The sequence below is a fragment of the Pseudomonas fluorescens genome, from assembly GCF_902497625.1.
In the GTDB taxonomy this organism is placed as follows: Bacteria; Pseudomonadota; Gammaproteobacteria; order Pseudomonadales; family Pseudomonadaceae; genus Aquipseudomonas; species Aquipseudomonas fluorescens_BQ.
The window spans coordinates 84596-97865 of the sequence record NZ_CABVGX010000015.1; the positions used below are offsets into that span (position 1 = coordinate 84596).

Here is a 13270-nt window from a genome sequence, read left to right on the forward strand (position 1 = left end):
AATGACTGAATCGAGGCGGTTTGAAAGCTGTGAAACAGCCGGATTACAAACTGCGCAAAAGCTGTGCTAACCCATCGCCGATTGAAGTCGGTGCCGGAAGGGTAAAACGTTCCAGCAAGCGAGCGTTGTTGGCGCGCGAGTGGCGAATGTCGCCCTGGCGTGGCGCCAGATGAGTCACTGCCAAAGCGCTGCCGGTGGCGTTGCCCAATTCAGTGATCAGATCGTTGAGGCTGGTGGAGCGGCTAAGGCCGATGTTGACCGCGCCTTCTTTCGGTTCGCTGACTTGCAGCGCCTGCACAAGAATGCTGACCAGGTCTTTGACGAAAACGAAATCGCGGGTCTGTTCGCCGTCGCCGAAGATCGACACCGGCAAACCTTTGATGGCGCGCTCGGTAAAGATACTGATCACACCGGAGTACGGCGAGGAAGGGTCCTGGCGTGGGCCGAAGATGTTGAAGAAACGCAGAATCACTGGCTCCAGACCGTGCTCGCGGCGATAAAAGTCCAGGTAATACTCACTGGCCAGTTTATCGGCGGCATAAGGTGTCAGCGGCGATTTCGGGGTGTCTTCATCAATGGCCGAACCTTCGCCGTTGTTGCCGTAGATGGCCGCGCTGGAGGCGAAGACCACGCGCTTGATCCCGGCTTTTTGCATGCTTTCGCAAACGTTGAGCGTACCGACGAAATTGGCTTGATGCGTGCTGACCGGATCATCGACCGACGCCTGGACCGAGGCTACTGCCGCCAAGTGCACCACTGCGCTGCAATCACGCATGGCTTCCTGGACGACCGCTGCGTCCGCGACGTCGCCGGTCACCAGCTCCAGATTGGCATTGCCCTCTGGCAAATTGCTGACCTTACCGGTCGACAAATTATCCAGAACACGGACCTTCAACCCTTTGCCCAGCAAAGACTCGACAAGGTGAGACCCGATAAAACCCGCACCGCCGGTAACCAGTATTCGCTCAACGCACATGAAATTTCTTCCTGAAGATTCCAGCGGATACCAGATTAGAAAGTCCGCTAAACAGTAGTCATACAAATTGTTGTTTCAGGCTGATGGCAATTTCCCATCACGCCCGGCAATGCGACCTCGACCAATTCCAGAAGGTTCAAAAATATATTGTCAGAGTTGAATTGGCGAGTGTGATGTCGTTTTTATGGCGCAAGGCCAGCAAAACGCCGCCGATAATGTGAGATCAGAACGACACTGTCAATACTTTGTCTGCACTCCCGCTAGACGGTTAATTTCACTCGAAAGACGCCATGATTTTGACGACAATTAATGGATGAAGCATGCCATTCAATGATGACGATAATGTGGATTTTGGCATTGCTCAGCCTCCTCCATTTCGAGGCTGATGGTATCCATATGCTCGGGCAAAAATGTGTAAAGGAGCAAAGCAGTTCCATGTTTCAGAACCGAGTTTTAACCCGATCACCGTTACACCGATAACGGCCGCCACAGATGAACTTTTCTTCACCCCACTCCCCTTCGCCAACCGGTACATTAGTCTCGCTCTTCAAGAAACTACGATTTGCCCGCCCTCCCGCGGGCTTTTTTTTGCCCGCGATTTGTGCTCGACACCGCACCAGTCATTTCCTGCGCAAAAATCCTTTCAGCTCTCGCATCGGCGGCCGATAAAGCCTTGCTTACACCCTTGCTGGCGCCCAAAAACAACAATCTTCCAGCCAACAGACGATCAAGAAACACAACGTTCCTGGAGGAATTGTGATGAATAGCTGGTTCGGTAACATCAGCGTGAACCTGAAACTGGGTCTGGGATTTGGCCTGGTCCTGGCACTGACCTGCGTCCTCGCCCTGACCGGCTGGACGAGCCTGGGCGGGTTGATTGATCGCAGCAACTGGATGAGCGACATCACCCAGCTCAATGCCGGTCTGACCAAACTGCGCGTGGTGCGCCTGCAATACATGCTGACTAACGGCGATGAAACCGCCGCACAGAATGTACAAACCACACTTGATGCGTTCTCCGCCCAGCAACAATCTCTGCTTTCGTCCTTCAAGAGTTCGGAAAACATCAAGCTGCTGCAAGCGCAGGGCAGCACCATCGAGGCCTACAAGGCCTCCCTGAACAAAATGCGTAGCGCCTACCGCACCGGCAACAGTGCCAGCGCCAGCATGAGCAGCAATGCCGAAACCGCCAACACGCAGATCAATACCATCAGCAGTAGCGTGTTGCAGATGCCGCTTAGCGACCAGCGCTCAGAACAATTCCAGGCGATCACCGCAGCCAGGGAAGCCTTCCTGCTCGCGCGTTATGAAGTGCGCGGTTATACCGCAACCGCCAACGCCGAGACTGAGCAGAAAGCCATCCGCCAACTCGACCTGGCCATCGCCAGCCTGAAGCCACTCAACGCACAGTTCGCCGACACTCAGCCGGACGCGTTGCGTCAGCTGGACAACGCCTTGGGCAATTACCGCAGTGCGTTGCAGGCTTATAAAGCCGCAAACAGCGACGTGGTGCAGGCGCGCAAGGAAATGACTGATCAGGGCACGACCATCGTCTCGCTCAGCGATCAGCTGTATCAGATTCAGCTCGACCGCCGCGACGCCGAAAGCGCCCAGGCGCGCACCCTGCAACTGATCAGCACGTTGCTGGCCTTACTGGTCGGCGTGATTGCCGCCGTCATCATCACTCGTCAAATCACCGGCCCGTTACGTGACACCCTGGCGGTGGTTGAGCGCATTGCCAGCGGCGACTTGTCCCAGGACGTGAAGGTGACTCGCCGCGATGAACTTGGCGTGTTGCAGCAAGGCATCGCCCGCATGGGGGTAACCCTGCGCGATTTGATCAGCGGCATCCGCGATGGCGTCACGCAGATTGCCAGCGCCGCCGAAGAACTGTCGGCGGTGACCGAGCAAACCAGCGCCGGTGTCAACAGCCAGAAGGTGGAGACCGATCAAGTGGCGACTGCGATGCACGAGATGACCGCAACCGTTCAGGAAGTCGCACGCAACGCCGAAGAAGCTTCGCAAGCGGCGGCCGCTGCTGACGGTGAAGCCCGGGAAGGTGACAAAGTCGTCAACGAAGCCATCGCGCAGATTGAACGTCTGGCCAGCGAAGTGCTGCGCTCGACGGAAGCGATGGGTGTGCTGCAACAGGAAAGCGACAAGATCGGCAGCGTCATGGACGTGATCAAGGCCGTCGCCGAGCAGACCAATCTGCTGGCGCTCAACGCAGCGATTGAAGCCGCCCGCGCAGGTGAAGCCGGGCGTGGTTTTGCCGTGGTCGCCGACGAGGTGCGTGGCCTGGCGCAACGCACGCAGAAATCCACCGAAGAAATCGAAGGTCTGGTGGCGGCCCTGCAGAACGGCACGCAGCAAGTGTCGACGGTGATGAACAACAGCCGCGCCCTCACCGACAGCAGTGTCGCGCTGACGCGCAAGGCTGGCGTGTCACTGGAGAACATCACCCGGACGGTGTCCAGCATCCAGTCGATGAATCAACAGATCGCAGCCGCGGCCGAGCAACAAAGCGCGGTGGCCGAAGAGATCAGCCGCAGCATCATCAACGTGCGTGACGTGTCCGAACAGACCGCCGCCGCCAGCGATGAAACCGCTGCGTCGAGTGTCGAACTGGCGCGCCTGGGTAATCAGTTGCAGATGATGGTGAGTCACTTCCGGGTTTGATCAAACGGTTGCGGTCATTATGCCGATCAATCAAGGCGCCGAACGCCGCAATCCCTGTAGGAGCGAGCCTGCTCGCGAAAAGCTCAAGGGCGACGTGTGCTATCTGAATGCATGCGTCGTCGCCGTTAATTTCGCGAGCAGGCTCACTCCTACAGTAATTTGTGCAGCGCCGTTGAGCTTCAGCCAGCCACAAAACCCTGCTCTGCCCACCCTTGAATGGCTAGCAAAACCCGTCGCTCAAATCTCCCTTGCGCGCCAGAAAACGTCCTTCCCTCGCGCCGGTCGCCTGCCCTTCGCAGTAACTTAATACGCCATTGACCCACACGCCATCGATGCCTTCGGCCGCGCGTTGCGGATCGTTGAAATCGGCAACATCACGAATGGTGTCAGGATCAAACATCACCAGATCAGCCCAATATCCCTCGCGAACTGCGCCACGCGCCTGCAAGCCGAATCGCGCAGCGGACAGCCCGGTCATTTTATGCACGGCGGTATGCAGTGCAAACAAGCCAACATCGCGACTGTAATACCCGAGCACTCGCGGGAACGCTCCCCACAAGCGTGGATGCGGGAACGGGTCTTCCGGCAAGCCGTCAGAGCCGACCATGGATAACGGATGCGCGAGAATTTTTCTCACATCCGCTTCATCCATGCCGTAGTACACCGCGCCAGCAGGCTGCAAGCGACGCGCGGCATCGAGCAACGGCACGTTCCACTCGGCAGCAATGTCGATCAAGTCGCGCCCGCCGCATTCCGGGTGGGGTGTGGACCAGGTGATGGTGATGCGATGAGCGTCTGTTACCTGCTTGAGGTCCAGGGTCGAGGAACTCGCCGCGTACGGATAACAATCGCAGCCGACCGGGTGAGATCTGGCCGCCTCTTCGAGTGAGGCCAGCAGTTGCGGACTGCGCCCCCAATTGCCGGCACCGGCACATTTGAGGTGGGAAATGATCACCGGGGATTTCGCGTGGCGGCCGATCTGAAAAGCTTCGTCCATGGCCTGCAGCACCGGCTCGAATTCGCTGCGTAAATGAGTGGTGTACACCGCACCGAACGCTGCCAGCTCTTCGCTGAGTTGCATGACTTCATCGGTGGATGCCGAAAAGGCGATGGCATAAGCGAGCCCGGTCGATAAGCCCAACGCGCCAGCCTCGAGACTCTCACGCAACTGCTCGCGCATCGCGGTGACCTCCTCCGGCGTCGCCGTGCGCAGCAGATCATCGAGATGATTGCTGCGTAACGCGGTGTGGCCGACCAGCGCAGCGACGTTCAGCGTAGTGCTCGCCGCTTCCACGGCATTTCGATAGTCGCGGAAAGTGGGATAAACGAACGCTGCGGCCGTGCCCAGCAGGTTCATCGGGTCGGGCGGCTCACCCTTCAGACTTACCGGCGAAGCACTGATCCCGCAGTTACCGACGATCACCGTGGTTACCCCCTGACTGAGCTTGGGCAACATCTGCGGCTGACGGATAACGACAGTGTCGTCATGGGTGTGCACGTCGATGAAACCTGGCGCCAGCACCCGGCCCGCGGCGTCGATTTCTTCGCTAGCGCAGGCGTCGTGCAAGTCGCCTATGCGCTCGATGCGACCGGCAAGAATCGCCACGTCCGCGGCATATCCAGGGGAATTGCTGCCGTCGATAATCAGCGCGTTACGGATCAGCGTGTCGTACTTCATGTCAGTCTCCCAGCGGCAAGTGATCGTCGCCGCCACGGTAGTCGTCGAGCGCCAGTTTGATCCGCCGCAGACGCTCCTGGTTGTCTTCAGGATGGGCCAGCGCCAGCTCGGTGGCGAGCACGTCGATGGCCAGCAGCATGCCGTAGCGCGCGGCGGTTGGTTTGTAGATGAACGAGGTTTCCGCGCTTTGCAACGGCAGCAACACATCGGCAAGTTGCGCCAGCGGCGAGTCGGCTCGGGTGATCGCCAGAATCCGTGCACCGTAGCTGCGGGCGAGTTCGACGGCTTCGAGCAATTCGGGGGTGATGCCCGTCAGCGAGCAGACAATGACCGCGTGCTCGGCGCCGAGGCTGGCGGCGGTGACGCGCATCATCACCGGGTCGTGGCACACCGCAATCGGGTAGCCGAGACGCACCAGGCGCACTTGCAATTCGTCACTGCACAGCGTTGAGCAACCGCCCATGCCGAACGCGTGAATCATCCGCGCCTTGCCAATCAATCTGACAGCATCGGCAAAACGCGACTCGTCGAATGCCGACAGGTGCTGGCGCAGCGTCGACTCGATATCGCCAACGATCTGCCGGTAAAACGCCGACTGCTCAGGCGTGCCCGCCGGGTCAAGAAAACGGCTGCCGACCCCGCTGGCCTGGGCCAGTTGCAGGCGCAGGTCGCGCAAGTCACGGCAACCGACGGTGCGCGCAAATCGCGAGAGCGTCGCGGTGCTGACTTCCGCCCGCTGCGCCAGTTCGTCGAGGCTGGCGGCAGAGGCAAACCCGACGTCATCGAGCATCAGACGAGCGATGCGGCCTTCGCCGGCGCTGAAAGAATCCTGACGGGCGCGGATCTGGTAAAGAATGTCCAAGGCAGCTTCTCCGCTTAGATCAGGTAGGAAAGACCGACAGTGAGGGCGAAAGCCACCACTGAAATAATGGTCTCCAGCACCGTCCAGGTCTTGAAGGTCTGGGCGACGGTCATGTTGAAGTATTCCTTGATCAACCAGAAGCCGCCGTCATTGACGTGGGAAAAGATAACCGACCCCGCGCCCGTCGCCAGCACCAGCAACTCCGGATGCGGATAACCCAGGCCAATGGCTACCGGCGCGACAATCCCCGACGCCGTGGTCATGGCCACCGTCGCGGAGCCGGTGGCAATGCGCATCAGCGCGGCGAACAACCAGCCCATCAGCAGCGGCGACAAATGAAATTGGTGGGCAAGGCTGACGATCTGATCCGTCACGCCAGCGTCCACCAGAATTCTGTTCAGGCCACCGCCCGCGCCGACCAGCAAGGTAATACTCGCGGTGGGTGCCAGGCATTCGTTGGTGAATTTGAGGATCGATTCACGGCTGAAGCCCTGGGCGATGCCCAGTGTCCAGAAGCTCAACAAGGTCGCCAGCAGCAAGGCGATGACCGAGTTGCCGATGAACAGCAAAAACTGATTGAAGCCGCTGCCGGGGGTCGAGACCAGATTGGCCCAACCGCCCACCAGCATCAACACCACCGGCAGCAGAATGGTCGCCATGGTGATGCCAAAGCCCGGCAAGCGATCGCGTGGTTCACGGTCGAGAAACTGGCGCTCAAGCGGGTTATCCGCCGGCAACTGAATGCGCGGCACGATGAATTTGGCGTACAGGGGACCGGCGATGATTGCCGTGGGAATGCCGATCAAAATTGCGTAGAGCAAGGTCTGCCCCACCGAAGCCTGATACGCCTGTACCGCCAACATCGCCGCCGGGTGCGGTGGCACCAGCGCATGCACCACCGACAGGCCGGCGACCATCGGCAAACCAACCATTAGAATTGACACGCCAACACGTCGGGCCACGGTAAACGCAATCGGCACCAGCAACACAAAACCGACCTCGAAAAACAGCGGAAGCCCCACCAGAAATGCGATACAGACCATTGCCCAGTGCGCGTTCTTTTCGCCAAACCGATTGATCAACGTGCGCGCCAGCTGCTCGGCGCCTCCGGACTCGGCCATCATCTTGCCGAGCATTGTCCCCAACGCCACGACCAGCGCGATATGCCCCAGTGTTTTGCCGACCCCGGCCTCATACGCGCCCACCACACCGGACGCAGGCATGCCGGCCAGCAAGGCCAAAGCGATGGAAACGAGGGTGATGACGATGAAAGGGTTGAGACGGTATCGGGCGATCAGAACAATCAGCGCAATGATGGCGATGGCGGCATACACCAGCAGCCAGTAGCCGAAGGAAACGGTCATGCGGTACTCCTCGAAAGGGTCACGTCGAATGGTTTATGAAACTCATAAATCATTTCGAGAGGTGATTTTCAAACGAGGTGAAAGTAATTTTCGCAATGAGGTAAAAATTGTCGCTGAGAAGCATGCGGGGTCGCTGAATATGAAAATCAGTCAGGCGAACTTACATGGTTGACCGTGGGAGTGAGGAGCCTTGTTGTGACAAAGGGAATTCCTGTGGCGAGGGGGCTTGCCCCCGTTGGGACGCGAAGCGTCCCCCCGCATCCATTCAGCCAAATGGGACCAAAGGTTTCACAACTGCTGCGCAGCCGAACGGGGCGGTGCGACGTTTCGCCAAGCCCCTCGCCAAAGGTTTACGCCACGACCGAAACCGCGAGCAGGCTCGCTCCCACAGTGGCCTCAGTCGTGGTTGACGCGGGCGCGCTTGAGCAGCTTCTTGCAACGCTCCGATAAATGCAGCACGCGCAGGTGTTTGCCGGCCTTGGCGTAGCGCTCGCGCAGAGTCATCAGCGCGGCGATGGCCGAGTAGTCGACAAAACTCAAGTGTCGGCAATCGATCGTCACTACGGCCGGATCATTGGCCGGGTCAAACTGATCGAGAAACGGTGTGGTCGAGGCGAAGAACAGCGTGCCGTGGAGGTGATAGAGCTTGCTGCCATCGGCCTCGACGTGCGCGTCGGCATACAGTTCACGAGCCTGCTGCCAGGCGAAATTGAGGGCCGCGATGATGATGCCGCAGAGCACAGCGGTCGCCAGATCGGTGAACACGGTGATGATCGTGACAGCGACGATCACCAGCACGTCGTTCAGCGGTACTTTGTTCAGCACGCGCAACGATGCCCAGGCGAACGTCTGCTGCGAAACCACGAACATCACGCCAACCAGCGCGGCCAGCGGAATGCGCTCGATCAGCGGCGACAGGAACAGGATGAACAGCAGGATCAGCACACCGGCCACCGCACCGGACAACCGGCCGCGACCACCGGAGCTGAGGTTGATCACGGTCTGGCCGATCATCGCGCAACCGCCCATGCCGCCGAACACGCCGGAGACCATGTTCGCCGCGCCCAGCGCCACACACTCCCGATCAGGAAAGCCGCGGGTTTCAGTGATTTCGTCGGTGAGGTTGAGGGTGAGCAGGGTTTCCAGCAAACCCACCAGGGCCATCAGAATCGCGTAAGGCGCGATGATGCGCAGGGTTTCCAGGGTCCAGGGAATGTCAGGCAGGGCGAAGGTCGGCAAGCCACCGGCGATGTGCGCCATATCGCCCAGGGTGCGGGTCGGCAGGCCGAGCAGGTACACCGCCAATCCTACGCTGAGAATCGCTACCAGCGCCGGCGGCACGGCACGGGTCAGACGCGGCAGCAGGTAGACGATGGCCATGGTCGCGGCAACGAGTCCTGCCATCAGGTACAACGGTGGGCCGCTCAGCCAGTTTTCGCCACTCTTGAAGTGCTCAAGCTGCGCCAGCGCAATAATGATCGCCAGACCATTGACGAACCCGAGCATCACCGGGTGCGGCACCATTCGCACCAGCTTGCCCAACTTGAGCAGCCCGAACGCGAGCATGATCAGGCCGCCGAGCAAGACCGTCGCGAGCAGATATTGCACGCCGTGCTGCACCACCAGCGCGACGATCACCACCGCCATTGATCCCGCCGCACCCGAGACCATTCCCGGCCGCCCGCCGAACAGCGCGGTCAGGGTGCAGATGATGAACGCGCCATAAAGCCCCATCAGCGGGTTGAGGTGGGCGACCAGGGCGAAGGCGATGCATTCTGGAAGCAAGGCGAAAGAGGTGGTGAGTCCGGCCAGGACATCGGCGCGCAGACGTAGTGGTTTCATGGGGGGCGGGACACGGCAAGGAAATGAGGTGCGGATGTTACGGAATTGAGGCTGGCGGGGCCAGTTGCTGAGAATCAGAAAATGCCTTCGCGAGCAGACTCACTCCTACAATAGGTCTTCAATGAACACAACTTTTGTGCCCGACAGAAACCTACTGTAGGAGTGAGCCTGCTCGCGAAGGCAGCACCGCGGTCTACAGCGAACTCAAACCATCTCGTCCCGAATCCATTCAACCACCGACGTCCGCTGCGGCGCCCAGCCGAGTAATTCACGCGCGTGCTTCCCGCGCACCCGGCTGTTGGAGCCCAGACCGTAATTGGCCATTTCATAGCCCCACTCGGCCTCGGCTTCTGGCAACGGCCAGTCCTGTGGCGCACCCAGCTTCAACGCTTTGGCAATCGCGGTGGTCATCTCGATGAACGACGCCTCACCACTTTCAACAAAGTAGAACGTGCCAGGAACGTTCTTGTTCAGCGCCAACAGATACAGGGCAACCACGTCTTCAATGTGCACGTTCGACCAGATATTCCGACCCGTACCGACATGCCGCACTGTCCCGCTTTTGCGCGCCTGTTTGAGCAAGCGCGGCAACTGCACGCTGTCGCGCTTGACGCCCAGGCTGTGGCCGTAAATCAACGTATTGCAGATGACGGCCGAGTTCACGCCATCCTGCGCGGCGGCGAGAATCAGATTGTCGATGGCCACGCGATCAGCCTTGTCGACGGTCGGCTCCGGCAGGTTGTCTTCGTGATAAATGACGTCACTGGACTTGCCGCCCGACGCATCGCCGACGATGCTCGACCCACTGGTGTGCAGAAACACTTTATGCGAGCCGCGCAGTGCATCCAGCAGCGCTTGAACCGCGCCGCGATGGTCGCTGCTGGCCGCATTGATCACGGCGTCCGCAGCGCGAGCCTGTTCGGCCAATAGTGCGCCGTCGTCAAGAGTGCCGATCACCGGAGTGATGCCCAGCGCGCTCAGTTCATCGGCTTGTTCGACGCTGCGCACCAGGCCCGTAACTGTATGGCCGGCGCGGGCCAGACCAGTGGCGATGGAGCCGCCGATGAAACCTGCAGCACCGGTAACGAATACGTTCATGGAGAAACTCCCTGCGTGGATAAGTGATGCGATGAGTATCCGGCAGCCAGCTCTGCCGAAAAATCCCCGCTGACCCAATTCACTCTTGTGCAGAAGTCACGAATCAGCCGGCGAAGTCAGCGAGCGCGTAGCGAGCCAGTTTGCCTTGGATGAAGTCCAGGAAGCATTGAATGCGCAGGGCCAGTTGCGAGTTTCGGTAGTACACCGCGTTGATCGGCTGCCGATAGCCACTGTTGAACTCCGCCAGCACTGCCTTCAAACGGCCGGCACGGATGTCTTCGATGGTCATGAAATGCGACAGGCTGGCGATGCCCTGACCTTCGAGCGCCAGATGCCTCAGGGTTTCGCCGCTGGATGCGCTGATCGACGCCTCAATCGGCCAGCGATCGCCGTGCACGTGACGCAGCGGCCATTGATTAAGCCCTTCATTGTGGGTGAACCCCAGCAAGGTATGGTTGGCCAGATCGGCCACTTGCGCCGGCGTACCCTGTTGTTCCAGGTACGCCGGGCTGGCAACGATGTGCAGCGGGCTGCAGCCCAGCGACCGCGCGTGCAGCGTCGAGTCGGCCAGCGCACCGATGCGGATGGCGATATCGGTGCTCTGCTCGAGCAGGTCGATAATCAGGTCGTTGCTGTTGAGCTCCAGTTGAATCTCCGGATAGAGCCTACGGAACTCATCGATGTACGGCACGATGGCGTGCAGCATGAACGGTGCGGCGGCATTGATGCGCAGACGTCCGGAGGGTGTTTGCTGGCGCGAGGACAGACGCTCTTCGAGCTCTTCCATCTGATCGAGAATCAGCTTGGCGTGTTCGAAAAAGTATTTGCCCTCCTCGGTCAGGTCCATGCGTCGCGTGGTGCGGTTGATCAGCGTGGTGTCGAGTTTCGCCTCCAGCCGCGACAACGTGCGACTGACCGCCGACGGTGTTTGCCCAACCTGCTCGGCAGCGGCGGAAATCGATCCGCATTCAATTACGCAGACGAAAATCTGCAACTCATCGGATCTGGCTTTCACGTGTGTTCTCTTTCGCTGATCGGCGTCTGGGCATTGCAAAGATCGCAGCCTGCGGCAGCTCCTACAATGGCTGGCACTGTGCCTGTTCACGTGTAGGAGCTGCCGCAGGCTGCGATCTTTCCGGCCGTTGCGACGAATAGTAGCCGAGGGTTACGCGTTAAGGCCAAACACCTCCCTCAGGTGCTGCTCATAGCGCGCCACATCAGCCTCTATGTTCGGCCGTTTCATTACGTCCACGCAAAGGAACGTCGGCAAGCCAGTCATGCCCAGGAATTCATTGGCCTTGTGAAACGGAAAGTACACCGCGTCCACACCTTTGGCTTCAAAGAAATCGGTCGGGTCATCGAAGGCTTGCTGCGGCGCGTTCCAGGTTAACGACAGCATGTATTGCTTGCCGTGTAACAGGCCGCCGCTGCCGTATTTTTGCGAGGCATCGGAACGGGTCCGGCCATCGCTGGCGTAGAGGCTGCCGTGGCCTTCGGTGAAGACTTCATCAAGGTACTTTTTCACGGTCCACGGTGCGCCCATCCACCAGCCCGGCATTTGATAGATGATCACGTCAGCCCAGAGGAACTTGGCGACTTCTTCGGCGAGGTCGTAGCCCTCGTCGATATACGTGGCTTTCACATCGACACCGCCGCGGTCGAGCACGCTCAGTGCGGCCTCGTGCAGAGTGGTGTTGTAGCGGCCGTCGGAATGCGCGAATTTTTTACCGCCATTGAGCAACAGGACTTTTTTCATGAGAAGGCTCGCAAGGTCAGAAATTTGGATGGCGGCAGATTAACGGCCTGCCTCGCGCGGAATAAGCCCTGAGTCGACAAAATTCATTTGACCTGCAAGCACGAATCGACCAGTGATTGTTGCCGTAAGCTCTCCTCGTTAAAGCCGAGCGCAGTCCGGCTCCCACTATCCGTTCATCAATAAGTGACCGCCAAGAGCCCCGAGACCCATAAAAAACACACGCCTGAACAGCACGGCGCTGATCCGCTGGCGCAGCCATTGGCCGAGCAACATGCCGAGCACGGCCGGGACAAGCGCCAGCAGTGACGCGCTCAATTCGCCGCCACCTAGCGAGCCGTGCCACAGCAGCCCGGCAGCGAGCGCGAGGGTCGATACCGTGAATGACAAGCCAAGCGCCTGCACCAGTTCGTCCTTACTCAAACCGAGTGCCTGCAAATACGGGACAGCCGGGATCACGAAGACACCGGTGGCCGAGGTGATGATGCCGGTGATGGCGCCGCAGATCGGCCCGAGCCAGATTTCTGTCTGACTGCCAACGCGCAAGGTCGGCAGACACAATCCGCTCAGCGCATAGAGCAGCAGTGCGCCGCCCAATCCGCGCACGACCCAGTGACTGTCGGCCATAGCGATCCACAGCGTGCCTGCGCCGGTGCCGATAGAGATTGCCAGCAGCATCGGCCACAGGCGTCGCACCAAAACTGACAGATGACCGCCGAATGCCAGCTGCCAGAGGTTGGTCACGGTCGCGGGAATGATCAATAAAGCAGCAGCCTGCGACGGCGCCATAGCCAGGCCGAGCAGGCCCATGGCGACAGTCGGCAGGCCTAGGCCGATCACACCTTTGACCGTGCCGGCGAGCAGGAACGTTGCAACAACCAGCAGTGACAGGGTCAAACCGAGGTTGTGATAAAAACCGAAGAGGATATTCATGGGCCTATCCTTAGCCCGGGATGGCTGCGTGAAAATCTGCCATATACTCAGGCTGCCTCTTGTTTGGATAGAGGCTGAACAAGCG

At 59.5% G+C, this 13270-nt stretch carries 10 protein-coding genes; 1 reads left to right on the top strand and 9 read right to left on the bottom strand.

From position 1 onward, the window contains the following. Positions 1-43: 43 nt before the first annotated feature. Complete coding sequence (locus F8N12_RS11610; RefSeq protein WP_150580559.1) at positions 44-976, bottom strand: NAD-dependent epimerase/dehydratase family protein; 933 nt, start codon at positions 974-976, stop codon at positions 44-46. A gap of 759 nt (positions 977-1735) precedes the next feature. Here F8N12_RS11610 and F8N12_RS11615 point away from each other — a divergent pair. Then, on the top strand, positions 1736-3655 hold the full coding sequence (locus F8N12_RS11615) for a methyl-accepting chemotaxis protein (protein ID WP_150580560.1): 1920 nt from the start codon (positions 1736-1738) through the stop codon (positions 3653-3655). 220 nt (positions 3656-3875) lie between these two features. Here the strand turns inward: F8N12_RS11615 and F8N12_RS11620 are convergent, their stop codons facing one another. The 8 genes from F8N12_RS11620 to F8N12_RS11655 all read right to left on the bottom strand — a co-directional run bounded on the left by F8N12_RS11620 (position 3876) and on the right by F8N12_RS11655 (position 13185). Continuing rightward, entirely contained in the window at positions 3876-5333 is a 1458-nt protein-coding gene (locus F8N12_RS11620) for an N-acyl-D-amino-acid deacylase family protein (RefSeq protein WP_150580561.1), read from the bottom strand. A gap of 1 nt (position 5334) precedes the next feature. Then, entirely contained in the window at positions 5335-6195 is an 861-nt protein-coding gene (locus F8N12_RS11625; protein ID WP_150580562.1) for a MurR/RpiR family transcriptional regulator, read from the bottom strand. Between the two features lie 14 nt (positions 6196-6209). Beyond that, positions 6210-7559 carry a gluconate:H+ symporter gene (locus F8N12_RS11630; RefSeq protein WP_150580563.1) on the bottom strand — a complete coding sequence of 450 codons (1350 nt, stop codon included), beginning with the start codon at positions 7557-7559 and terminating at the stop codon, positions 6210-6212. Positions 7560-7955: 396 nt separating this feature from the next. Then, positions 7956-9401, bottom strand: coding sequence for a SulP family inorganic anion transporter (locus F8N12_RS11635; protein WP_150580564.1), 1446 nt, complete (start codon positions 9399-9401; stop codon positions 7956-7958). 204 nt (positions 9402-9605) lie between these two features. Next, a complete protein-coding gene (locus tag F8N12_RS11640; protein WP_150580565.1) occupies positions 9606-10499 on the bottom strand; it encodes an NAD-dependent epimerase/dehydratase family protein in 894 nt (297 codons plus the stop codon). A gap of 103 nt (positions 10500-10602) precedes the next feature. Further along, positions 10603-11514, bottom strand: coding sequence for a LysR family transcriptional regulator (locus F8N12_RS11645; protein ID WP_150580566.1), 912 nt, complete (start codon positions 11512-11514; stop codon positions 10603-10605). A gap of 150 nt (positions 11515-11664) precedes the next feature. Further along, on the bottom strand, positions 11665-12255 hold the full coding sequence (locus F8N12_RS11650) for an NAD(P)H-dependent oxidoreductase (protein ID WP_150580567.1): 591 nt from the start codon (positions 12253-12255) through the stop codon (positions 11665-11667). Positions 12256-12420: 165 nt separating this feature from the next. Then, positions 12421-13185: a sulfite exporter TauE/SafE family protein gene (locus tag F8N12_RS11655; protein ID WP_150580568.1), complete on the bottom strand. Its 765-nt coding sequence runs from the start codon at positions 13183-13185 to the stop codon at positions 12421-12423. Positions 13186-13270: the final 85 nt, after the last annotated feature.

Excerpts from the sequence above, each read along its gene's own strand:
- F8N12_RS11630 (WP_150580563.1), bottom strand. The coding sequence starts at position 7,559 with ATGACCGTTTCCTTCGGCTACTGGCTGCTGGTGTATGCCGCCATCGCC.
- F8N12_RS11640 (WP_150580565.1), bottom strand. The coding sequence starts at position 10,499 with ATGAACGTATTCGTTACCGGTGCTGCAGGTTTCATCGGCGGCTCCATC.
- F8N12_RS11655 (WP_150580568.1), bottom strand. The coding sequence starts at position 13,185 with ATGAATATCCTCTTCGGTTTTTATCACAACCTCGGTTTGACCCTGTCA.
- F8N12_RS11635 (WP_150580564.1), bottom strand. The coding sequence starts at position 9,401 with ATGAAACCACTACGTCTGCGCGCCGATGTCCTGGCCGGACTCACCACC.
- F8N12_RS11610 (WP_150580559.1), bottom strand. The coding sequence starts at position 976 with ATGTGCGTTGAGCGAATACTGGTTACCGGCGGTGCGGGTTTTATCGGG.
- F8N12_RS11615 (WP_150580560.1), top strand. The coding sequence starts at position 1,736 with ATGAATAGCTGGTTCGGTAACATCAGCGTGAACCTGAAACTGGGTCTG.
- F8N12_RS11620 (WP_150580561.1), bottom strand. The coding sequence starts at position 5,333 with ATGAAGTACGACACGCTGATCCGTAACGCGCTGATTATCGACGGCAGC.
- F8N12_RS11650 (WP_150580567.1), bottom strand. The coding sequence starts at position 12,255 with ATGAAAAAAGTCCTGTTGCTCAATGGCGGTAAAAAATTCGCGCATTCC.